Annotated in this window: 17 protein-coding genes; 8 read left to right on the top strand and 9 right to left on the bottom strand. The window is 40.7% G+C overall.

From position 1 onward, the window contains the following. Positions 1–260 precede the first annotated feature (260 nt). The gene (locus tag M886_RS13625; RefSeq protein WP_226987644.1) at positions 261–650 is read right to left on the bottom strand and encodes a hypothetical protein; all 390 of its coding nucleotides are present in this window, start codon (positions 648–650) and stop codon (positions 261–263) included. 796 nt (positions 651–1,446) lie between these two features. On the opposite strand from M886_RS13625, the gene M886_RS13615 reads away from it, so the two are divergent. Then, positions 1,447–2,295: an EFR1 family ferrodoxin gene (locus M886_RS13615; RefSeq protein ID WP_048051336.1), complete on the top strand. Its 849-nt coding sequence runs from the start codon at positions 1,447–1,449 to the stop codon at positions 2,293–2,295. A 146-nt stretch (positions 2,296–2,441) separates the two neighbouring features. On the opposite strand, the gene hcp is transcribed toward M886_RS13615, so the two are convergent. Further along, a complete protein-coding gene (gene hcp, locus M886_RS13610) occupies positions 2,442–4,064 on the bottom strand; it encodes a hydroxylamine reductase (protein ID WP_011035108.1) in 1,623 nt (540 codons plus the stop codon). A 600-nt stretch (positions 4,065–4,664) separates the two neighbouring features. Between hcp and ppcA the strand changes: the two genes are divergently transcribed. After that, entirely contained in the window at positions 4,665–6,245 is a 1,581-nt protein-coding gene (gene ppcA / locus M886_RS13605) for a phosphoenolpyruvate carboxylase (RefSeq protein ID WP_011035107.1), read from the top strand. Between the two features lie 640 nt (positions 6,246–6,885). Here ppcA and M886_RS19550 read toward each other — a convergent pair. From M886_RS19550 to M886_RS13585, 5 genes are all read right to left on the bottom strand, one after another. Beyond that, positions 6,886–7,341 carry a cation diffusion facilitator family transporter gene (locus M886_RS19550; protein ID WP_011035106.1) on the bottom strand — a complete coding sequence of 152 codons (456 nt, stop codon included), beginning with the start codon at positions 7,339–7,341 and terminating at the stop codon, positions 6,886–6,888. After that, positions 7,338–7,469, bottom strand: a complete 132-nt coding sequence (locus tag M886_RS19545; RefSeq protein WP_394296564.1) for a hypothetical protein — start codon at positions 7,467–7,469, stop codon at positions 7,338–7,340. Before M886_RS19545 ends, M886_RS19550 begins: the two co-directional genes overlap by 4 nt. Before the next feature lie 392 nt (positions 7,470–7,861). After that, on the bottom strand, positions 7,862–8,836 hold the full coding sequence (locus M886_RS13595; RefSeq protein WP_152558041.1) for an AEC family transporter: 975 nt from the start codon (positions 8,834–8,836) through the stop codon (positions 7,862–7,864). A gap of 138 nt (positions 8,837–8,974) precedes the next feature. Next, a complete protein-coding gene (locus tag M886_RS13590; RefSeq protein WP_053228901.1) occupies positions 8,975–9,358 on the bottom strand; it encodes an ArsR/SmtB family transcription factor in 384 nt (127 codons plus the stop codon). A gap of 321 nt (positions 9,359–9,679) precedes the next feature. After that, on the bottom strand, positions 9,680–12,298 hold the full coding sequence (locus tag M886_RS13585) for a DUF3656 domain-containing U32 family peptidase (RefSeq protein ID WP_048051335.1): 2,619 nt from the start codon (positions 12,296–12,298) through the stop codon (positions 9,680–9,682). 882 nt (positions 12,299–13,180) lie between these two features. On the opposite strand from M886_RS13585, the gene M886_RS13580 reads away from it, so the two are divergent. From M886_RS13580 to M886_RS13565, 4 genes are all read left to right on the top strand, one after another. After that, positions 13,181–13,543, top strand: coding sequence for a response regulator (locus M886_RS13580; RefSeq protein WP_048044688.1), 363 nt, complete (start codon positions 13,181–13,183; stop codon positions 13,541–13,543). Between the two features lie 49 nt (positions 13,544–13,592). After that, positions 13,593–16,271, top strand: a complete 2,679-nt coding sequence (locus M886_RS13575) for a hybrid sensor histidine kinase/response regulator (RefSeq protein WP_048051334.1) — start codon at positions 13,593–13,595, stop codon at positions 16,269–16,271. Between the two features lie 778 nt (positions 16,272–17,049). Then, on the top strand, positions 17,050–17,238 hold the full coding sequence (locus tag M886_RS13570; RefSeq protein ID WP_048051333.1) for a hypothetical protein: 189 nt from the start codon (positions 17,050–17,052) through the stop codon (positions 17,236–17,238). Positions 17,239–17,270: 32 nt separating this feature from the next. Next, a complete protein-coding gene (locus M886_RS13565) occupies positions 17,271–18,764 on the top strand; it encodes an MATE family efflux transporter (RefSeq protein WP_048051332.1) in 1,494 nt (497 codons plus the stop codon). Positions 18,765–18,972: 208 nt separating this feature from the next. Here the strand turns inward: M886_RS13565 and M886_RS13560 are convergent, their stop codons facing one another. Next, entirely contained in the window at positions 18,973–20,280 is a 1,308-nt protein-coding gene (locus M886_RS13560) for an IS4 family transposase (protein ID WP_048051331.1), read from the bottom strand. 319 nt (positions 20,281–20,599) lie between these two features. On the opposite strand from M886_RS13560, the gene rnhB reads away from it, so the two are divergent. Then, complete coding sequence (gene rnhB / locus M886_RS13555) at positions 20,600–21,262, top strand: ribonuclease HII (protein WP_048038370.1); 663 nt, start codon at positions 20,600–20,602, stop codon at positions 21,260–21,262. 245 nt (positions 21,263–21,507) lie between these two features. Here the strand turns inward: rnhB and M886_RS13550 are convergent, their stop codons facing one another. Continuing rightward, a complete protein-coding gene (locus M886_RS13550) occupies positions 21,508–22,350 on the bottom strand; it encodes an MBL fold metallo-hydrolase (RefSeq protein ID WP_048051330.1) in 843 nt (280 codons plus the stop codon). Between the two features lie 264 nt (positions 22,351–22,614). Between M886_RS13550 and M886_RS13545 the strand changes: the two genes are divergently transcribed. Beyond that, positions 22,615–23,361 carry a hypothetical protein gene (locus M886_RS13545; RefSeq protein ID WP_048038367.1) on the top strand — a complete coding sequence of 249 codons (747 nt, stop codon included), beginning with the start codon at positions 22,615–22,617 and terminating at the stop codon, positions 23,359–23,361. The last annotated feature ends 34 nt before the right edge of the window (positions 23,362–23,395 follow it).

Below are 23,395 nucleotides of genomic sequence, written 5' to 3'. Positions count from 1 at the left end.
AAACTCCGGGTATCCAGGAAATAGTTTGGAATTTTCAGGATTATTTCTGAAATTTATTCCAGCCTCTGTATTTAAGGCCTCTGTGTTTGAGAATAAAAGCAACTAAGGGGTTACTTTACTCCTTACAGAGAATGGAATCGTAACCCCTTTACTCCTCCACAGTAAAGAAGCCATAGTTTCTTTACTCCAGAGGGGTATATGATAATGAATTAAATCTTTATTTTTTATACTAGATTTAATTAACTTCTGCCTTTATATAATTAGCACACCTTATAGCAGCCGCCGAACCAGCTGTTATACATGAAGAGCCATTTCATGTAAGCATTAAACCATTTCATATAGAGTATGTACCATTTTTTGTATGCCTGGGTGTGTTTCTTCGTATTCCAGTGCTTCCTCTCTTTGTCGAATTTACCCTTTTGTTTGTTCCAGTTGTTCTTTTCTTTATCAAGTTTCTTCTTCTTGGCACTGTCTACTTTTTTGAACCTATCGTCTTTCTTAGGGTCCTTCTTATTGAACTTATCAAACTTATTGTCCCTCTTATCGTCCTTCTTGTACTTTTCATCATATCCCGCACTTGCCGATGCAGCTGTCACTGACAGTAAAAAACAGACTGCTATAAATACGCTCAGTATTTTCTTTATTTTCAACTACCATCCACTCCTTTATTTTATTTTGATCTTTTATTGATGTTAGATATGGAAAATCGATGATTTTTCCAGACATTCCTGACTTTTCCGAAAACACCGATTTGTTCTGTTTTGCCCCAAAATGTCTTTCCGGCTATCTGCCGGTTGCTGAAATCAATTTATATTCAAACCGTCTTGCCGCCATCTTGCGGCTTGACAATTCTAAAATTCCCCAGATTAAATATAAATATACTTATATCTGAAAACAACTTATACTGGTTTAATTAAGAAAATAAATGTTATTAAGAATCTGAAAGAAAAAATAAGATTTTTTAAGTTTTTAAATCGATTAATAATTCTATTTGATCCGTATAAAGTTGTTAAAATACCTTAAACATCATATTTTGTAAATGGATTCTTGAAAAAATCGGGAATAAAAGTTCCATTTCATTTCGTCCCGGAGAAAAAAGGCACCTCTTTTATTAAATATTGGTAATTTAATTTTATCAATAGTTTGCGTCAGTTGTTTATTTACCAGGCATTTCTGTAAGTTACTGGCAAAGAAATTTCCTTATTAAAAAAAGAGATAAACTTAAATTTACTTTAAAGTGAAAAGTGATTAAAAGAAGATATGTGGAGAAATAAATATTTCTAAACTTTTAATTTCAGATAAGTTTGCCATCAGACAGCAGAATACATATAAAGGCTTTTAAAATATCATATTTTAAAAAATAAGCGCTATTTTCGCCTATTCAATAATTATTCATTGCTGGCAAGAACAGGCAAATATAGTAGATAAAGGAGAAATGGAAGAGAAATGGAAATTTATTATTTTTCTGGAACCGGCAATTCTCTATATGTAGCAAAGGAATTACAAAATAGAGTTCCAGAAACAGATCTGATCCCTGTTGTAAGCCTTCTGGAGAAAGACATTATAGAAACAAACGCAGAAACAGTAGGTTTCGTCTTCCCTATCCATAGAATGACAATCCCCATTCCTGTAAAGAAGTTCCTTAAGAAACTGAATCTAAAATCAGCCAGCTATATATTTGCAGTAGCTACAAGGGCGGGAACTCAGCACGTAGCTTTTGTTGAGATAGATAATATTCTGAAAAAACAGGGCAAAATTCTGAACTCATGTTTTTCTATAAACATGGCCTGTAATGATCCGAGAGATAAAGACTGGCACCCGGTAACAAAAGAGATGATTGAAAATCTTGAATCCGGGGTCCGGATCAGACTGAATTCAATCCGGAAAATAATCGTGAATAAAGAAAACAGCCGGGAAGAATACTCTGAGCTCACTCCTGCCGGTTACTTACTGGAACATTCGCTTCGTTTAGGACTGGCTTATTCTGAGCACAGGGGCACAGAAGATTATTTTTATTCAGATTCAAAATGTACGGGCTGCGGCATATGTGAAAAGGTTTGCTTATCCGGAAAAATAAAAATGATTGATAAAAAACCTGTATGGCAGAGAGGCATAAATTGTTATCTCTGCTATGCATGTCTTAATTATTGCCCGGTACACTCCATTCAAATCAAATCCAGAATCTACCTGAAATCGTATACCGAAGAAAATGAAAGGTACTGTCACCCATATGCAACGGCAGATGATATTGCAGAACAAAAAAGTAACTCGTATAAACAGGGCGAAATGGCTTGATGTTGTTACTTCAAAAAGAATATTAAGTAAGATGCCGGCTTTAAAAAGCATCTTACTTTTCCGGATAACTTCCGGCGGTGTGCGTTTTAACTGGATTTTTCTTTAAAGATCTGTCGGTCTCAAACTTCAGGAATGCTTTTACCCGCTCAACCCAGCAGGACTTTCATATCTTCTTCTACAGTTGTGTTGGGTCTGATATTGAAGTTATCAACCAGTACCTTGAGAACATTCGGAGAGACAAAAGCCGGAAGGGTCGGGCCGAGGACTATGTTTTTCACTCCGAGGCTCAGAAGGGCGAGCAGGACAAGTACGGCTTTCTGCTCATACCAGGCAATGTTGTAAGAGATAGGAAGGTCATTTATGTCCTCAAGCCCGAAGGCTTCTGCAAGCTTCTGGGCTATTACCACAAGCGAGTAACAGTCGTTGCACTGCCCGGCGTCGAGAACTCTCGGAATTCCTCCGATGTCGCCCAGGTCGAGCTTGTTGTAGCGGTATTTTGCACAGCCTGCGGTCAGGATTACTGTGTTTTCTGGAAGGGCTTTTGCAAACTCGGTGTAATATGCCCTTTCCTTGTGCCTTCCGTCACAGCCTGCCATGACCATGAACCTGCTGATTTTTCCTGTTTTTACGGCATCTATGATCTTATCCGCAACCGATAAGGCTGCTTCATGTGCAAAGCCTCCCATGATTGTCCCGCTTTCCAGTTGTTCAGGGGGCTTGCTCATTTTTGCCTGTTCTATAAGGGAGGTGAAATCTTTTGTTCCGTCTTCTTTTTCGTGGATATGTGGAAGCCCTTCAAAGCCCACAACCCCGGTCGTGTAGATCCTGTTTCTGTATGACTCTCTTGGCGGGATTATGCAATTTGTGGTCATGAGGACTGGGCCGTTAAACTTTTCAAACTCCTCATTCTGTCTCCACCAGGCGTTACCATAGTTGCCCGCAAAATTGTCGTACTTCTTAAAGGCAGGATATGAGTTTGCGGGAAGCATCTCTCCGTGAGTGTAGACATCGATTCCTGTTCCCTTTGTCTGCTCAAGGAGCTGTTCAAGGTCCAGAAGGTCATGCCCGCTGATGAGGATTCCCGGATTTCCCCTTACGCCAATATTGACTGCAGTCGGCTCGGGGCTACCATAGGTCTCGGTGTTTGCCTTATCAAGCAGTGCAAGTACTGATACGCCTTTTTGCCCGCATTCAAGAACAAGGCCGATAAGGTCATCCACACCTATGGTGTCGTCTGTTGTGGCAACCAGCCCTTTTTCAATGAATTTAAAGATCTCTTCGTCTTTATACCCGAGGATATAGGCGTGGTGTGCATATGCAGCCATTCCCTTCATTCCATATGTCAGCAATTCTCTAAGAGACCGGACATCTTCGTTTTGCGTGGAGTGGACAGCGACATCCATCCCTGTTATGTTTTCGGGGGTGACCTTTGCCACATCAGGGAGGTCTTCTTCGGCAGGCAGAGTTCCGGCTGGCAGTTTTGCCTTAATGGAGTCACGGATCTCAAACCCTTTCTTTATATAGGATTCAATTGCCTGTTTGTCAAAGTTAGTGTTCGTAAGAGTTGCAAAGAAAGCGTCAAGTACAATTTTGTCGGCTGTTTCCTCATTAAGGCCCAGTTCTCTTGCCTTCAGGTTATAATAAGAGACGCTTTTAAGGACGTATAAAAGCCTGTCCTGCAGGTCTGCAACTTCCCCTTTTTTGCCGCATACGCCGTTTTTAGTACACCCTATTACGTTAAGCGCTTCCTGACATTGATTACAGAACATAAAATTTCACCTCATATATGTTTAAACTATTAGCTTCCAGCTTTCCCTTTATTCAATTTTTTTCTGCAGTTTTTATACCTTTTATTGTTCTTAAGAAAGATATCTTTTTATACCTTTTATTTTTCTTAAGAAAGATATCTTTTTAATACCGCTATCATTAAGATACTCTTTTCTATGTGATTGTAAATCATATATAGCAGACAGTTTCGAAATAGGTATCAGTATCGAAGCCTATACTAACTAAGAACATATCAGGAGCCTGAAGATAGATAAAACCGCTGAATAGAAAATGCAGGAAGTTTGGGGAGCTCAGAGACGGGCTTTTTCTTGCACTGTTATTTTTCTGGTACAGGATTACTATTTTTGATGAAATACAGAGAATAGTTTTAAACTTTAGATTTAAACTTCAGATTTTAACGTTAACTTATTGTCAACGAAAAGGTTTATTACTGAGTAAACGTTCTTTACCGCTGCCATTTTGGAATTATTTGAAGGTTGACAATATAGCAGAACTGACAATTAATATGTCAGCCGATAAAAAGAATTGAAAAATGAAGAAATTTAGAAGTTGCCCCTGTCAGGCAGCGAGGGTACAGTTTCATGAGCAAAAAAGCAACCTATCCGAAAGTAATGTGCACGCAGCACCCGGACTCTGCATCAAAATATATCTCCACGCAGGAAGAACCCGGTGAAGCCATTGAAGCTGCGGTGGTATTCGGCTGTGACGAATATATGCCGGATTATGAAGGGAAGGCAACTCCTTACCACCAGAACGTCCAGATAGTATCCAGATTCATAGAAGAAACGGACCTTATACCCGGAAAAGACATTTTCATTACTCCGCGTGCTCCGAGCGCAGCTCAGGAAAACCGGTTCAGGCAGCTTATGGTCATGATGTCCATTGCCGAAGCCAACCACGGAGCCCTTGAATATTCGGATGTGCAGGCAATTAACGAATTTGTTCACCCAATGACAGGCACGGTAGGGGAAATTCTTGACGCTCAGCAGCACATGGTAGATGTGGGCGAACTTGCAAAAAAAGAATTCGGTGTTGCAATGGAGGTCCCGCGTATAATTCCCCTGATAGAGGATGCTCCTGCCCTGCTTCATGCAAAAGAACTTGCAGAAAACACACTCCTTTCCTGGGAAAAACGGTTTGGAGCTGCACCGGAAAAATTCAGGGTATTCCTGGGCAAATCCGATTCTGCCCTCTCTTTCGGACACGTGGCAAGCACGCTCTCATGCAAATACGCCATAAGCGGGATTTCCGAACTGGACTTAGAACTTGACACCAGCACAGGCATCATATTCGGAGCAGGGACTCTGCCTTTTAGAGGGCACCTGAGCCTGAAAAATGCTGAAAACTTTTTCAGGGAATATCGGGGCATAGGGACAATCACCCTCCAGTCAGCTGTCAGGTACAGCCACGATAAAGGAGAAGCTGAAGCCCTGGTACGCCTTGCAGAAGAGAGGCTTCCGGAATCTCCAGAAATCTATTCCGGCGAAGAAAAAGAAGAGATTGTAAACCTTATAGGAATTTTCGGGGCAAGGTATAACCGCATTATCCGTGAAATGTCCTGCACCATAAACCAGCTTGCAGGCCTCCTACCTCAGCAGCGGGACCGCCTTATGCATAAAGGGACAGGAGGTTATTCGAGGAATGTTCCCGATATTTCAGGCCTGGTATGCCTCTGCCGGAAGGATGTCGGAAAAGAGCTCAGCGCGAGTATGCCTGCAGAAGACCTGAACCTCCCACGGGCTATTAAGTTCACAGGTGCGCTTTATTCAATAGGCCTGCCTCCGGAGTTTATAGGCACGGGCACAGCCCTTGAAGAAGCCAGGGAAAAGCTGGGAGAAGAAGCCTGTGAAAGGCTGCTTAAGAAATATTTCCCTTCCCTTGCCAGTGACCTGAGCTTTGCATCCGGCTACCTGGACCTCAATGTAGCTTCCCGCTTCCTTCCGGAAGCCTGCCTGAAAGAAATCCGCAAAGACATTGAGGTCTTGCGCGACACTTTCAGCCTTAAAGTCCAGCCAGAACCCTCGTACCGCATCCTGCTCGAAATGATGCAGCCAGACCTTTTGCAGGCAGGAACGAAAGGAAACTGCATGGATGAAGAAGTCTCGCAGCTTGTATGTTCAACTCTCACCAAAATGGGAAAAATCAGAAAGGCTCTGGGTTAAGGATAAAAATTCCCTAACCTCCTGAACCTTTTTGAATCAATATATTATAGAAGCCCCAGCCAGCTTGTCTGACAGCCCTTCATAAAAATTAGAAAATAGTTGAAGGGATGAGCATAAAATACTTGAAATAGATAGGGCATTAGATCACTGTTTGTCCATTATCTTCTTTTTGCTTTTTGGTAAAGGCCACTCTCCTGCGTCGAGCGGGACAAAAAAGCATGAAAAAGTCTTTACTGGAAGATTCATATTTTTAGCAAAAAATCACTCATTTTTATTACTATTTCCAGAATATGCCTCGCAGAGACGGCTTTATAAAGTAAATTATTGAGAGTAATCAAATTCAGGCGATCTTGAGAAAATAGTCAACCGTGTTATAAACACATATAAATTTATGATAATTTGTAAGTTTATCTGCTTTTTAGTAATTAATTTATTTTTTATCAACAAGATTATAGCTAAAATTTAGAGTAAACACTGCAGCAGCATGGTATATGAAGCTTGTAGGTCTCATTGAATCATAGAGCACATAGAACATTGTATTTTTTTATAATATTTTCCAAATAAACTTACACAATGGTGCAAAGAAAAAATAATGCTCTGAACCTCAATACTTTCTCATAAACCTCATTTTTTATGCAAATCAGGTTCTTTTATTAGTGGCTGCCTTCTGTAAAACGGGCACAAAGTGGAAGCATTCGCCGGGAGCTGTGCTGGGATCTACATGAATATTAGTACCTGAAATATGTGGCAAACTCTTCAGAAGCTTTTCTCTTGTTCTATTGGCAATTTCGTGCCCTTCTTCAACTGAAAGCGAAGGCGAAACAGAAATGTTGATCTCTGCATGAAGCCTATGCCCTATCCAGCGAACTCTGAGATCCGTGACTTCGCAAACCCCATCGACGCTTTCAGCAATACTTTTTACTTTATCGATGGTCTCAGGCTCAACACCATCAAGAAGACGAATAAATACAGGCTTACTTGTATCAATAACTATTTTCAGAATAGCAACTATAATCAGCAGACCAATAAGGGGATCAATTATTGGATATCCTAACCATACTCCTATTGCTCCTATAAGTACTGCAAGACTGGTCAAGCCATCAAAAAAACTATTGCAAGGGGAATTGCAGTTGCAGAGTCCCCAAAATTATGAATTGTGTCCGCAAGAAGGGCAACACTTCCAGACATAAAAACAATGATAAATTGCAGAATCGCTGTTACCATCATTCCTATAAATGACCATTTAAGAACTCGGAGACCTTTACTCGTAGCAAGTGTAGAGGGATCTACCTTTCCATGAGTATTGCTGTGCCCGTGAAAATGAGAGAGAAACCCATGTTTATGATTTTGCTCATGAGATCCTCATAAGTATTATTCTCATTTAATTGATTGTTGGTATTCTCACTGTTCATTTTTTTGCCAAATTTAATTTAGTTTTTAAGCCCAAGTTTGGTGAATATTTTATAAATAAATATTTATAAATATAATCTCATTTCTTATTTTTTTCATCATAAGTTTTTTTAAAGAATTAATACAGATAGAAAGTTTCTCATAATGCATTTATTCCAAATTTAAGGCAAATGTAGTAAGTATAGAAGAATCTACTTTTCCGTAAGTCACGTTGTAAAAAACACCACCACGGGAATCGTCACTATACTTACAGCCAGCGTTGCAGCCGTTATCCCAGCGGCGTAGGCACCTTCGTGTCCGTATAGCTTTGCGATCATTGGCACGACCGTCATCGTCGGCAGGGACATCAGGATGATCATGGACCAGATCATGTTATTCGGCAGACCCGTCATCAACAGGAGCTTGCCCAAAAGGATCGGCAAAATGATCATTTTAACAACAATGCCGAAATACAGATCTTTTGTTTTGAATGCGGTCTTCCAGTCGGAGTAGAAGATCAAAGCGCCCAGATAGATCATGGCCATAGCACCTACCGCGTTTTTGATCGTCTGAAGTGTATCATCAATGACTGTCGGCAGCTTTGCACCGATCATAATGAAGATGAGTGCCAAAGCAATTGCAACGATGTTGGGGTTCACAAAGCTCTTTAATGTTATTTTCGCTTTTTTATCGGATGCAGTTGCAAGATACACCCCATAAGTCCAGAACAGGAGTTGATCAACAATACTGAACAACGCTAGATACAAAATGCCGTCCTTCGGAAATAGAGCTATAAGCAGCGGTACACCGACAAATCCGGTGTTTCCGAAAATGAACGCAAACTGAAAAACCTTTGCTTTGTCGCCGGCCGGGCGAAGCCCTTTTGCTATAATCCAGGTAACGGCTGAAATGACCACATAAAACAGAGCCGCAAGACCGATCATTGCGGCATTCTCCCAGACCATCTGCCTTGTCGTTCCGGCATAGGTCATATAAAAGATCAGCACAGGCAGAAAGATCTTTGAAACCAGTTTGGCAAGATCCGGTAGATAATTTTCCTGGATAACACCCTGCTTAGCCGCCACATTTCCGACTAGAAGAATACTGAAGAAAAGGATCATCTGATGAACGACGATTGAAAACAACATCTTGTAAATCTCCTTTTTGTTAATCTTGAAAGCGCGATAGGAATGCTGAGCCACACACGAGCCTGCGATATTTACGGATCAGTTCATATAATTATAGTTCCATTCTCTATAAGATTATAGGCAAATACTTATAGTCAAGACATTATATATTCATTAACACTCGAATACTTATAATCAAGAAGCAATATCCGCTTACTGATGTTTATTATTATTATTATTATTATTATTATTATTATTATTATTATAAGGACATTTGTCACAAGAAAAGTTATATTGGCATCTCTCAAAGGCTGTCTTAAATAATTCATCTATGTCCTTTCTATATTCAGCCAACACATCGGAATTAATTTTATAAAAGACTCTAAAACCTCTTCGATTTTCTTCAAGTATTCCAATATTCTTTAAAACCTTTATATGCTGAGATGTGGCAGGTTGAGAAATGTTAAGTTGTTTAGCTACATCAGAAACACAAAAGGTTTCGTTATTATTAGAAGCAAATATTTTTATTATTTTTAGTCTTTTTTCATCACCAAGGGCTTTGAGAACTTCAGCCATGTTTTTGATATGACCTTTCACAAATTTACCTCTCAATTATAAGTATATAAGCATTCACTTATACATATCAGTCAGGTATTACAAATATTTTTCTTATTTATCCTTGAGATAGTTGTGCTGCAACTAGCAAACAGGTTTCTTTTTTCGGGTTCTTAGTAAAGAAAGTTATTCCTCAATCCTTACAGGCTTTTTCTATCAGGGATTTCTCTCGTTTCCCTGTTGTTGAACGAGCGAAGCGAGTGAAATAGACTTCGTGCTGTTGCACTTGCAGTGCAACTCCCAGGAAATCTCCGATTTCCTGTGATCCCGAGGCACAATTCGGGCGAGGCACAATTCGGGTAATTAAACTCCCTTAAAATAATGCCCTGTCGTATATTCAATCCCTCTTGCAGGCTTCAATTTTACCTCTTCTCCTGCAATAGCCTGTTTATACACTTTTGTAATCTCTTTTACCTCGGTAGGGGTATTGAGCGAAAGGTCAAGCCTGAGCACGTCCACGCCGTACCCTTTCATATTCTTAACATACTTCAGCATATCAAGTACCTTCGAATTATAGATCAGAGTTCTGGTGCCAAGGCGCTGGACAGGAAATTCGGAGCCACTCTGATCGACAAGGAGTACCTCGCTTTCTTTTCTTATCATCTTCCTGTCAACAAGGGGCTTTAAGAGGTCATTTTCCGTAATAAGCATCAATTCCCTGCCGTAAACTAAAACTTCGGTCTGGCCTGAAACCTCACATGCTTGGAGCGTCTCACAGACGTTTTTTATTTCGCTCAGGTTCAGTTCGCTCGAAAGGGTTACCCTGTATGCACCTGCCTGGTAGAAGGTGCTTGCAGTAAAGGCATTGAAGATATTGAGATCTTTCTGGGCAACAAAAGGTATGGAAAGCTTTTTTGCAAGCTGTGATGCTCCCAGATTTGAACATGCCACTGTAAAACCAGCGTCTCTTACTTTTTCCAGAAGGGGTTTTAATCCCCCCAGTTCCCGATCGTGCGTAATTCTGGGGATCCTGAAAACCAGTTCTGTTTTTTCTGCTTTCAAATCCTCAAGCCTATCAGCACTGTTGGGAGACATCAGTACTTCAAAGAAAGAAATCGGGATATAAGCAATATCAGCCCCGGCTGAGGCTGCCTGCAAGAGAGAAGGAATATTCTGCACTTCAACGCTCAGAAGGAGTTTCTTTGAAGCTGTGTCTCTTAACCCTCTCCCTTCCTTTTTCATGCCGACTGAACTTATCAGGGCTGCTTCATTTTTACTCCCGGCATCGCCTTCTAAAGAGCACAGATGATTGAAACCTTCCAGGTCAGGGCATTTTTGCTCTTTTTTATTTGTCTTCAGGATTTTTTCGAGCAGTAGATCAGCAGCCTTCCGCCTCGTATTCTTCAGCACGCCGACAGGGATAAAGATATTTTCATCAGCTTCTATCTCAACAGATACGGCTTCAAAAGGAGTATCTCCAAGGCTTTCCATTGCTTTTCTTATCTGCTCTTCGGTTGTTGGCGCTTTTTCGGCTCCCTGGACAATATAATCATCAGCAAATTCCGCAGAAGAGGTCTCTTCGGTTTTGCTGTCTTTTTCGTTTGCTTCTCTTTTTTTGTCTTCCTTTCTGATTTCAACCGTAAACTGCTCCCCTTTTCTGGCTTTTACTTTCAGGCTTACAGGGAGAGTTTTCAGTTTTGCTTTCTGGAGGGTATCAAGGAGCTGCGTGTCTGTTGTAAGGTAGAGTTCATCTCCTCTCTGGACTGCTCTGCCTGTTTTTGAACTTATCTCAAGCCCGACTTTCTCGCCTTTTTTTGCACTTTTTACGTGCTCGCCTGAAATAGTGACAATTCCGGTTACTGCAGAACCAAGCATCCTTTCCCTTGTAAAGATGCTTATGCCGTCTTTTACCTGAATATTCTCTTCAAGCCGGACTGTAAGTTTTGTACTTCCTTTTGAGCGGGAAATGTCCAGGACTTTCCCAAGGAACGCCCCATAATTTGAGCTGTATTTGGGATGAGATACCCCTTTTTCCCCCAGTATGAAGCCCCTGGTAAATCCCCTGTAAAAAAGTTTTGCAAGCTCGTTTTCCCTTGCTTCAAGCTCCTCCTTAGTCGGTTTTTCTCCGGGGGTGCAGATCTTTTCAACTGCGGTTTTGTAAGCGGCAGCACTTGCAGTCACATATTCGGGTTTTTTCATCCTGCCTTCAATTTTAAGGCTTACAACTCCGGTTTTTATTATGTCTTCAATCCCTGTGAGGGTGGAAAGTTCGGCACAGCTTATGGGATAGCTGCCTGCGACATATTTTTCGTCAATTTCCCTATCGTTTACCAGAAACCTGTACCTCCGTCTGCACGGCTGGGCACAGGCTCCCCTGTTTGCGCTTCTGTCGTGCAGGAAACTGCTGAAGAGGCATTTGCCCGAGTAGGAATAGCAGAGGGCTCCGTGGACAAAGACTTCAATATCCACTCCAGAGTTGTCTACAATATCTTTTACCTCAGCTGTGGTGAGTTCCCTTGAAACTATCACCCTTTTTGCTCCCAGCCCCGCTACAAAGTCAACTCCTTCTTTACTGTGGATGGTCATCTGCGTGCTTGCGTGAAGGCTCAGGTCAGGATAGATTTCGTTTAAAAGCCTGAGAAGCCCAAGGTCCTGCAGGATAACTGCATCTATCCCGGCTGCGTATGCACGGTCCACAATATCAAGGGCATGCTGAAGTTCTTTTTGTTTGAGAGGGATGTTCAGGGCAAGGTATACACGGACTCCGTGCGAATGTGCAAGGTCAACGGCAGCTTCCAGGTCATCAATGGTGAAATTTTTAGCTCCCTGACGGGCATTGAATTCGCCGACCCCAAGGTAGACAGCATCAGCTCCTCCTTTTATCGCTCCAAGCAGGGCTTCATGATCTCCAGCAGGAGAAAGGATTTCCGGGGGAGTACAGATTAAATTTTTAGCATATATATCAGGTATTTTAGCAGACATGATGATCAGCAGTATTTTTCAGATAAATTGAATCTTCACTAAATCTAATTTTCAGGTGGATTGAATTCTTCAGACAAATCCAATCTTAAAGGTAAATAAATCCAATCTTAGAGGTAGATTGAATTCTTCAGACAAATCCAATCTCATATGTAAATCGAAGCCTCAGACAAATCGAATCTTAAAGGTGAATCAAATCTTCAGGTAAATTTTATTATGTCGGACAGGAACTTTAATAACTGCAAATAAAAATCACTGCAAAAAAGGGCTTAAGCAATTCGTTCAGAAAGATTGTGAACTACCCCTGCTCCTCTGGAGTTGAGTAAGAACTCTCTACCTTAAAGTAAAAGCGTAAACGTGCTTTTCGCATAAAAAACAGATGGTAAAAAAATATTAACAAAGTGTTTATTAGTGAAATATATCAATATATTAAGTATCAATATAGTAATATAGTGAAAACTGCTGTAAGCCCATCTTATTAAGATTTGCCCTGGATGACTATTTTTAAGATATATTCTGGATATTGTTATTGAGATTTACGCTGGATAACTGTTTTTGAGACCTTCTCTAAATTCTTTTTTAAGATATTCTCCGGGCTAATTTTTTGAGACTCACGCCGAGTGAATTTTTCAGGTTCATCCTGCGATTTATTTTCACTTTACGGTGGTACATAGACCACCATGCCCCGATAATGGCAATATAAATATATTTATTTGAATTAATACTGAAACTTATTTAAATAACTAAATTAAATATACCAATAAATATTAGTAAGTTTAACGAATTTCTTTTAAGGGAATATTTATTCCGGTAAAAAAATAATGCATGTAAGTTCATGTAAGGCTGCGAAAGTTAGGGGGAAAAATAATACGGAGGCCGTTGCCTGTGAAAAATATACTTGTTGTTGAAGACAATCCGTTAATTATGGAACTTGTCAGGACTTTATTGCTCTCATTCGGGTATGAGTCACTGGAAGCTTATGATGGGATTACAGCCTTAAAACTTTGTAAAAAAAATAAATTAAACTTAATATTATTAGATATACAGTTACCCGGGATTGATGGGGCAGAGGTACTAAAAATATTAAAAGAAGACCCTGAGACAGAGGAAATCCCTGTTGTTGCTCTTACAGCCCATGCCATGCGTGGAGATGAGGAGAAGTTTCTGAAAGCAGGGTGCAGTGCTTATATTTCCAAGCCTATCGACATCCAGAGGTTCAAATCTGTTGTAGAAAAATTCAGTGCGTGAAGTGAAAACTGGAATCAAGAGTATTATCTTTACTTATGGGGTTTATATAATGCCAGATCTTTTCAAGGGTCTATTTGGGAAAAAATCGAATGAACTGTTCATTATTCTAGCTGTCGGTCTCTTATTCACATTCTTTGCCTCGTATTTTGGCCTTTTCGAATCCATTGTTTTATTTGTTGAAGAATACAATCCCCGGAAACTTGGGGGTCTTCTCACTCTCTCAGTCTATCTCGCTTTTGCTCTTGGAATTTTTTCCCTGAGGCGCTGGATGGAACTTGAAAATGCTCTGGTGCTTCAGGAGAAGACAGAAGAAAGCCTCAAAGAAAAAGATAAAAGATACAGGGCTCTCTTTGAACATTCAAATGATGCGATCATAATTCTTAACGGTGAAAAAGTCCTGGACCTCAATAAAAAAGGACGTGAAGCCTTCGGACTGGGTGTGAGGGAGCTTGATAATATCTCAATTGGGTCTCTATTGTCTGAAAAAGATCTACCGGCAGTTAGAGATGCCCTGAAAACAACCCTCGAAAACGGGAGTGCATGTTTTGAAATGAAATTTCGGAAGCAGAATGGAAAGGTTATTGATGTGGAGGTCAGCTCTTCCTTCCTGAGCCTTGAGGAAGGAGAAATACAGTGTGTTGCAAGGGATATAACCACACGCAAAAAAGCTGAAAAAAATGAACGTGAAAGCCGGGAAAGGCTCAAAAAAATAATAGACAATGCACTTTGCGGTATCCTGCTTGTAGATGCCTCCACGCACGAAATTGTAGATGCGAATCCAGCAGCAGTAGAAGCAATAGGACTTCCAGGGCACAGGCTCACAGGAAACGTCTGTCATAAGTTCATTTGCCCTGTTGAGGAAGGGAAATGTCCGATAACAGACTTCAAGCAGTCAGTAGATAAGTCTGAAAGGATGCTTCTCAACGGAAAAGGGGAATCGTTTCCCGTCCTGAAGAGTGTTGTCCCTGTAAAAATAGGGGAAAATGAATACTTTATAGAAAGTTTCATTGACCTTTCGGAACGCAAAAAAACTGAAGAAGAACTGCTGCAGGCAAAACTGGCTGCAGAGAGCGCAAACCGTGCCAAGAGCGAGTTCCTGACTAACATGAGCCATGAACTGCGGACGCCCCTTACTGCGATAATAGGGTTTTCGGACGTAATGCTGGGCGGAATGAGCGGGGAATTCAGTGAGCAGAATAAAAAGTTTCTCAATAATATAGCTAACAGTGGAAAGCATCTCCTGACTCTTATAAATAACATTCTTGACCTTTCTAAAATTGAAGCAGGAAAAATGGAACTTGAGTTTGAGATGTTCTCTGTGTCCGAGGTATTTAATGATACAAGAGCCGTAACCTCTGCTCTTGCCCTGAAGAAGGACATTTCAGTGAAATACAATGTAGATTCTGAAATCTTAGTCTATGCCGACAGGGTGCGTTTCAAGCAGATCATTTACAACCTTGTAAGCAACGCCATAAAATTCACCCCCGACAGAGGCTCGGTAATTGTTTCAGCATTAAAGACTGAAGATTCTGTCAGGATCAGTGTCTCTGATACAGGGATAGGAATCTCAGAGGAAAACCAGAAGCTCCTTTTCCAGCCATTCAGGCAGATAGATGCGAGTATTAACCGCCATTACGAAGGCACAGGACTGGGGCTGGCGCTGGTGAAAAAATTCGTAAACCTTCATGGAGGCAGGGTGTGGGTTGAAAGCGAACCCGGAAAAGGCTCGACTTTTGAATTTGAATTGCCTTTGAAATGCGGAATAACTTCCGAAACCAGGATAAATAATCCGGATGCTTCCAAAAAAATAGCCTCTTCACCGGCTGAAAAAACAGTACCTGAAAACCATGTATCAGACAAACCAGCATTTGAAAAGCCCGAAAGAGAAGAAAACATAAAACCAGAAGCAAACAATAAAAGCAGGCTTCCGGAAATTATAGAGCCTTCGGGAGATTCAGGGGAAAAGAACCTTGTGATGGTCGTTGAAGACGACGAAATGGCAAAAGAACTTTTAACTATCACACTTTCGGAGGCCGGGTACAGAGTTGTTACCGTTTCCAGCGGGAGGGAGGCTCTTTTGCTTGCACGTGAGCTGAAACCTTCAGTAATTACTCTTGACATAATGCTCCCCGGAGTGAGCGGCTGGGATATCCTCAAAAACCTGAAACACGATTCTGCAACGTCCGATATTCCTATCCTGGTTATCTCCATGAATGATGAAAAAAACTGCAGCATTTTATGGGGTGCAGTTGACCACCTGATAAAGCCTGTGGAAAAAGAACGCCTCCTATCAAGCCTGCAAAAAGTAAAAGGGGCAATAAATGCAAAGTCATCCCCCAGGGTTTTAATCGTGGACGACGAACCAACAATAGTCGAGCTTTTCAGTTCCATTATCAAAGAGGAAGGATACGAACCTGTCTGTGCATATGGAGGCAAAGAAGCAGTCGATAAGATTAGAAACGGCCATCCCGATATAATCATTCTTGACCTGATGATGCCTCATTTTACAGGTTTTGACCTTATCAAAGTCCTCAAAGAAAATCCAGAGACCATAGATATACCTGTTATCGTATGTACTGCAAAGGAACTAACGTTTGAAGAAAAGGATCTGCTCAATAGAAACGTTTCTTATATTATGAAGAAAGGAAACATAACAAGAGAAGTACTTCTAAGTGTACTACAGAAAGTTGAGGATAAAAAATTCAAAAGCAAACAGACAAATTCCTGACTCTCAGAAATCAGAAGCCAGGAGTATTATTGTCTCCTGAATTAATTGTCTTCTGGATTAATTGTCTCCTGGATTAATTGTCTCCTGGATTAATTGTCTCCTGAATTATTTCTGGATTTTTGAAATAGTTCCTGGAAAGGTCTTTTAAAAAAATCTGACTACAATATGCAATCCGAAAATACATAACATTGACAGGGCAGCATATTACAAATTAAAGAGTAAAGCTTACTCTCTTTTATCTGTTCTTTATTTCTGATCTTTCTTCCTCACCTTAACTTTTTGGTATATTTTAGATAACAAATCTGGAGATCAGGTTAAAGGAGATTCCATTCTTTTATGAGGCAGATAAGGAGGCTCCATTCTTTTATGAGGACAGATCTCCGATAGAGGTCATCGTATATGTTTTTTGTCTCTGAATGAACAACTTGGTTAAAGAGAAGAGGATGTGAATGTATAAATATAGCATAAATAGTAATTAATGTTTAAATATCCACAAATGAAGCTGAAAGATCAACTATTCAGTCTAAAAATCTGAACATCAGCTTGTTATCAATATTTATAGATCACATAATCACTGTTCAGAATTTTAATCTGAATGTTTTACGCATTAATTCCTGTCCGGAATTTTTATCAAGGAGACTTTATCGAAAATTTCCTGTCTGGATTGAATCCGGATTTGCCGGTATAACTATGATGGAACTTTGTAACAATTTACTTTGTAATAATTTACTTTGTAACAATTTAAAATCGTTCTCTTGAAGCATCACAGGGACGGAAAATGTTACCCCCTCAACCGCTTAAAAGGTTGATCGGTGCTGTTAAATTTTTAAAAGAACTGGAAACCGGAAAAGACACTTTCAATCATCTCGAATACTCTCAATCGTCTCGATTTGAAGAGGTTCATGATGGAAAAAGCCCGGGCTTTTATCTGTCTACAATGATTGAAGACATGTCTGTATTTTCATGAAGTAGAGGTCCGCAGCCTGAGGAGGCCATGGCATGATCAGCAATGAAGAAATGAAGTCCGGAAATATATTAAATCTGTTCTGTAAATTCGCCCTCCCGGCAGTTGTGGGAGTGCTTATCGCCGGAATTCAGGGAATTATTGACGGCTTTTTTATAGGGAATGCAATTGGAAGCCATGGACTCGCAGGAATCACCCTCGCATATCCCCCTTATCTGGCTATAATTGCAGCAGGAATAATTATAGGAATAGGCTCATCCAGCCTGATAGCCCTGAGACTTGGAGAAGGAAAAACGGGGGAAGCCCTGGAAATTATGAATAACGCCTTTCCTTTATGCCTCATTGCAGGAGCAGTCTTTACAGCAGGAGGATTGATTTTTTGCAGGACTTCCATAAGCTTGCTCGGGACAAACGGACCTGCACTTTCCTTAGCCAGTGAATATCTCCACATAATCTTCGCGGGCTCGGTCTTTATGATCCTTGCAATTGCCCTCGACCCTCTGGTAAGGAATAATGGAAAGCCCAGGCTCTGCATGAAAATAATGGTTGCAGGAGTGCTTGCAAATATTGTGCTTGACTACCTTCTGGTCATGCACATGGAAATGGGAATGACAGGTGCAGCCACAGCAACAGTCCTTTCCTTTATCCTGCCGGCGGTGCTGCTTACTCATCACCTTCTCAGCAGCCAGGCAAAGCTCAGGCTCAGGATAAAATCCATGAGAGTCAAAACTGCTACCGCATTGAAGATCCTTAAAGCCGGTGTCCCGTCCTTTGTCATGCAGATGTCATTTGCTCTTATGCTTTTTGTACAGAACTACATGCTTCTCAGGTACGGCTCGGAACTTGCAGTCTCAGCATATGGCGTTATAGGATACATATTTTCAATATTCTACATGCTCTTTGAAGGCATAGCTCTCGGAGTCCAGCCGATTATAGGCTTCAACTACGGAGCCGGTAATTACGAAAGAGTGTTAAAAACCCTGAAATTGACAATCTTCTCATGTACCCTGATAGGAACTCTGGGGTTTACGCTTATATACCTCTTCCCTGAGAGCCTGGTCCAGATCTTCAGCCAGAGCGACTCCGAGCTGCTCGATGCCACACTTCAGGGAATGGACATTTTCATGTTCTCTCTGCTTGTTGAAGGGACAGTTTTGCTCACTGCGGTTTATTACCAGTCAATCAACAGGGTCAGAGCAGCACTCTTCATCCATCTTGGAAAGATCTTCATCTTCCTTTTCCCCCTGCTTTTTATTCTGCCCCATTTCTTTGACCTGAATGGTGTCTGGGCTGCATCACCGGCTACGGAATATCTCATGGCAGCAGTTGTGATGGTCATGCTTTCAAAAGAGTTTGATTTCCTGAGAAACAGCAGAAAAGTAGAAATCAAGCAGCCGGTAACTTTAAAGATAACTTCAAAGGTAGCTTCAAAACATGAAACATCTGCTTCCAGAAACACCGCAAAAACGGGGAATGAAGAATGCACAGGTTTTATTCCTTTCAAGCATACTGAAAGGGAAGCCTCGTAAATTATCTTCTTCTGAGCCTTCCTAAATTACTTTCTACCAAATACTTCATTTTTTAATCATCTTATTCATAATCTGAATATTTTTCTTATTCATGATCTGAATATTTTCCAACAATCATATTCCCAATGATATTATTTTTCATTGGTCATCGGTTAAGGATTTATTTCCTTCTCCTGTTACTTTTTTTTGAGTCTAATTTCTCCATTTCTTATTCAAACCATTCTTCTCTGAACCTTTCTCTGTTTACATGCGGATCCAATGCTTGACTTTCATATACACTCATTATCGTTTCAAAAGTTCTTTGAATTCCACATCTATTCAGAATTACTGTCAACAGATCTGATGCATTCTCTGCAAATATTGTGCTCCAACGTAACTGCGTATATTGAGCCATTTTTTCAGGATGAGCTGTTGAGTTTCTTACAAGAGAATAAATTCTTCTGCTAACGATTAGTGTTAACATTGCTGTCCATATTAGAGCCTCAATTACCTGCACATTCTTTGTTTCAAGAACGTCAAGAGCGTATTTGCTTTTTAACTCCTTAAACAGCAGTTCTATGTCCCATCTTGCCCCATACAATTTTGCAATGTCTTTTGCATTCAAAATATCTTTCTGAATATTTGTGATATATATGTGATGTTTTTCATCCTCATCATTATATACCGCAACAAGACGTACAAGCATCTCATCCTGTTTTTGTTTGCCTTTATATGCTCTTCTTTTGAATGATATTTTCACAACTGCATCAACATCTTTTCCAGAAAGTTGCTGAATGCATTCACTAACAGGTTTTCCCACGAATTCTTTGCTTTTTGTCTTAGAAAGTCCCTCTTCAACAGAAACAAGAACTGGATCCATATTCTTCTTTATTCTTGAAACAAAATATCCTCCATTTTCCTCAACCTTTGCAAACATCTGAGTTTTGTAAAAACCAAGATCAACAAGAAGAATACGGTCTTTGATCCAGGGACCTATTTTCAATGTTTTTATCTCAGCTGTTTTCTCAGAGTATAAAGCAACGGTTTTAGGTCCGTTAGCAACTGCACTTACCATAACTCCTACTTTTACTCCAGCAGCTACTGTTCTTGTTCTTGCTGCTGGAAATTTGTCTGCTAAAGAGGAGTGAAGACAAACAATTGTACTATCCTGGATGAGAACATCCTGGAAGTTTTCGAGTTTTTTGCTAAGTTTTCTGCCAGGATCTTTTGCAAGCTCTTCTATGCCGTGAATGACACACTGATGAAGAAACTCAACAAGCTCTGGTGTGAAGCAATAGTGCCAGCTGCTATCACTTATGGTCTTATTTGCTTCTTTTTCATAGTCTCTTTTCAAACTGGCAAGTGTACGCTGCAAACGAACACCAAAACTGAGAGTTAAAACCCAATAGATGATGACAGGGTCAATTTTACGCTCACGTTTTATGAGACCAGTTTCTTTGGCAGTTTGCCTCAACCAATCTTCGGGAAACATTTCCCGAAGAGAGTCTTCAAGAGTAGGTGGGGGACGAGGAGACATAGATAAACTAATAGTTAGGGTATTAATATAAAAACACATACGGGAGTGATTTTCTAACGCTTAACCGATGACGCATGAAATATAACATTTTAACTGGTTGAAATTTCATAATATAAACGTTTCTCAAAAAATCTCCCTAACCCATCTGCAAAAGCTGAACCTGAACAGGAAAAAATGGACCAGGACATTAAGCTTAAATCAATGGAGATGTGTTTTTCAGAGGATCCTATTAAGACTATTTAATACTTTAAAAAATGTACCTGTGCCTACTTTTATAAAGTAAAAAAGCTCTCTTCCTTCAGCAGGAGATAACCATAGAATGATGATCGCAGGAATTGATGAAGCCGGAAAAGGTCCGGTAATCGGGCCCATGTGTATAGGCGGCGTAAAAATCGATGAGTCTAAAGCCCACATACTCAAAGTTCTGGGAGTTGCGGACTCCAAAAAGCTGACGCCGAAAAAGAGGGAGCAGCTTGCATCCCAGATAAAAAAGCATGCTGACGGCTATTTTATTTTTGAGGTCAGCCCTTCTCAGATTGACGAGCTCCGGAAAATAATGAGCATGAACGAGATCATGGTTGTCTGCTTTGCAAAAGTGCTTGAGCAGCTTAAGCCGGATATCGTGTATGCAGATGCCGCTGATGTAAAAGCTGAACGCTTTGCCGAAAACCTGCTCAGGCAGTACGCAAAAACAAGTCCTGACCATGCAAAGAAAATAAAGGTAGTCTCCATGCACCAGGCAGATGCGATTTATCCTGTGGTGTCGGCAGCCTCTATCATTGCAAAGGTGCGCAGGGACGAGCTGATAGAAGAGCTCAAAAGAGAATGGTGCATAGATTTCGGAAGCGGCTATCCTTCGGATCCCAAGACCAGAGGGTTCCTGCTGAAATGGGGAAAAGAGCACAGAGGAGATTTTCCCGATATCGTCAGGCAGTCCTGGCAGACTGTGGAAAATATCCGCGAAGAATTGAAAAAAGGCTGAATAACAAGGCTGAATAAAAAAATAAATAAAGGGCTGGAAGAAAAGGCTGAATAACAAAGCTTTATAAAATGTTGAATAAAAAGCCGAATAAATAACTGAATAAATAACTGAATAAATAACTGAATAAATAACTGAATAAATAACTGAATAAATAACTGAATAAAAGGCTTGAGGAAAAATTCCCAGTAATCTTCAGAACTGCTCCATTCTCCTTTAAATCAAGCCTGTGGAAAAAGAAAAAATAGTTAAAGGTACTCAATTTGCAGCCCGGCTCCTACTTCTTCAAGCCTGCAAACCTTTGAAAGCTCGATTTTTGAATTCAGGTCAGTACAGTGGCACGCATGTATGCAGGCAGGGTTAAGTTTTTTAAGGTATTCGAGAGTCCCCCGCATCCGTTCTTCCGAGGGTTTCAGGAGGTGAAAGCCGCCTATTATATCAAGGACCCTGCTGTCTCCGCAGACCTCTTTTGCATACTCCGTGATATTACAGATCCCTGAATGGGAACAGCCCGTGATGATGACAAGCCCTACCCCGGTCCTGTACGCAAGAGCGGTGTCATCCGGAAGGAGGTCGGGAATTTTGTTTCCTTCTCTGTCCTGCACATATCCGACAGCTGCCCCCTTCTCAAAGGAGAAGTTCCTGGGAATTTCTCCAAGAAAAACCAGTTTCTCGCTCAACCAGACAGGAGTGCTTGAAAGCTGCATCCTGAAATGTTCCGAGAGTTTTTTAGGAGTTAGCAGGCTTCCGATTTCACCAATATCTTCAATTTTTTTGCTTTCGAAGACAAGGGGATGGGCTATAAGAACTGGAGACCTGAAAGGAAGTTTTTCTATCCCTGCTTCAAGGAATAAGCGGACCAGGGGCTCAAGTCCCCAGCTGTGGTCCAGGTGCCCGTGGGAGAGTACCACGTAATCAAGGTCCAGAAGTGAAAGCCCCATTTTCCGGGCGTTTTTGAGGAAAATATCCGAGTATCCGATATCAAAAAGCACTCTGGTGCCAGAGTCCTCCAGCAGGAAGGACAGACCGGGTTCGGCAAGGAAATACCTGTCAATAAGGGTGTTATTGTCAACAAGGACCGTGAGTTTCATGAAGGGTTAAATTTGCCTGAAGCGTATATAAGTGTATTATAACAATGTTACTAAACCTGTAAAATAACAATGTTACTAAACCTGTAAAGCATCATCCAGTTTTTCCTTTTTTCACTGTCTTCTTTTATTCTTAAAATTATAACCTAAAACTCTTTACAAATTTCCAAAAATATAGGAAGACTAATATCTGAGTATTCCTATATAAATAACTAAATTCTTAAAACTGGTATTTTTTACAGGATTTTACTTGAAAGGGGTTTAAATATGTTCTCAATAAACGAACAAAAAGCTATTGAACTTGGAGAATCTGGAGAAAAAGCAGTAAGGGAACAGAACGAATATGACGCTCTTCAATATGTTGAGTACCTCCGGGAGTTCGCAGAAGAACTGCTCAGCGCAGACTTTGAAACAGATTTAAAAAGAGTCGCCATTTCCCTCCGGAACATAGGTAATAAAGCTGTCCAGAAGAATTTTGGATCGGTTGCATCCGGTGCTGTGGAGGTAGTTGATTCTCTTGCGGGTTCTCTGGTAGAAAAAGGATACTCCAATGCTCTCTGGTCTTTCTCAAAAGCCGCACAGGAAATTGGAAAAGGAGCCGCACAGGTTGAAATGCCCGAAACTGCAGAAAATGCCGTGAAGGCTCTTGAGAAGATAGGAAGAGGGGCTGTTGAAAAAAGGATGGAAGTTGTAACCCTCTGGACAACCATGTCGCTTGAAGAAATAGGCTATCTTGCAGGCAAGAAACAGCTTGAAGACCTGAGCAATTCAGCAAAAGATGCGAGGGAAAGAGTTATACAATTTTCAGAGGATAGCGGATTCATTCCAAGAGAACAAATTGTGAAATACCCTCAACTTATCTCCCAGACCTTAAGCGAATTCTCAGACCTGCAGAACCTTCAGCCTGCAGGCTATGGTGAGAACAGACCAAATGAGGAATTCACGGAAGAAGAATTCTTCGAAGAAGAGGCTGAGGAAGAGCCTGAAACGGAGGCTTCTGGAAAAGAAAAATAATACTCACAAGCTGTTAACAGGTATAAAGTTGAAT

Origin of the sequence: Methanosarcina soligelidi (assembly GCF_000744315.1) — an archaeon.
Taxonomy (GTDB): domain Archaea; phylum Halobacteriota; class Methanosarcinia; order Methanosarcinales; family Methanosarcinaceae; genus Methanosarcina; species Methanosarcina mazei.
The sequence above is the reverse complement of the archived record's forward strand: the minus strand, read 5'-3'. Positions and strand labels throughout refer to the sequence as shown.

Excerpts from the sequence above, each read along its gene's own strand:
- M886_RS13550 (WP_048051330.1), bottom strand. The coding sequence starts at position 22,350 with ATGAAACTCACGGTCCTTGTTGACAATAACACCCTTATTGACAGGTAT.
- hcp (WP_011035108.1), bottom strand. The coding sequence starts at position 4,064 with ATGTTCTGTAATCAATGTCAGGAAGCGCTTAACGTAATAGGGTGTACT.
- rnhB (WP_048038370.1), top strand. The coding sequence starts at position 20,600 with ATGATGATCGCAGGAATTGATGAAGCCGGAAAAGGTCCGGTAATCGGG.
- M886_RS13545 (WP_048038367.1), top strand. The coding sequence starts at position 22,615 with ATGTTCTCAATAAACGAACAAAAAGCTATTGAACTTGGAGAATCTGGA.
- M886_RS13560 (WP_048051331.1), bottom strand. The coding sequence starts at position 20,280 with ATGTCTCCTCGTCCCCCACCTACTCTTGAAGACTCTCTTCGGGAAATG.
- ppcA (WP_011035107.1), top strand. The coding sequence starts at position 4,665 with ATGAGCAAAAAAGCAACCTATCCGAAAGTAATGTGCACGCAGCACCCG.
- M886_RS13615 (WP_048051336.1), top strand. The coding sequence starts at position 1,447 with ATGGAAATTTATTATTTTTCTGGAACCGGCAATTCTCTATATGTAGCA.
- M886_RS13575 (WP_048051334.1), top strand. The coding sequence starts at position 13,593 with ATGCCAGATCTTTTCAAGGGTCTATTTGGGAAAAAATCGAATGAACTG.
- M886_RS13585 (WP_048051335.1), bottom strand. The coding sequence starts at position 12,298 with ATGTCTGCTAAAATACCTGATATATATGCTAAAAATTTAATCTGTACT.
- M886_RS13570 (WP_048051333.1), top strand. The coding sequence starts at position 17,050 with ATGTTACCCCCTCAACCGCTTAAAAGGTTGATCGGTGCTGTTAAATTT.
- M886_RS13565 (WP_048051332.1), top strand. The coding sequence starts at position 17,271 with ATGATCAGCAATGAAGAAATGAAGTCCGGAAATATATTAAATCTGTTC.
- M886_RS19545 (WP_394296564.1), bottom strand. The coding sequence starts at position 7,469 with ATGGTAACAGCGATTCTGCAATTTATCATTGTTTTTATGTCTGGAAGT.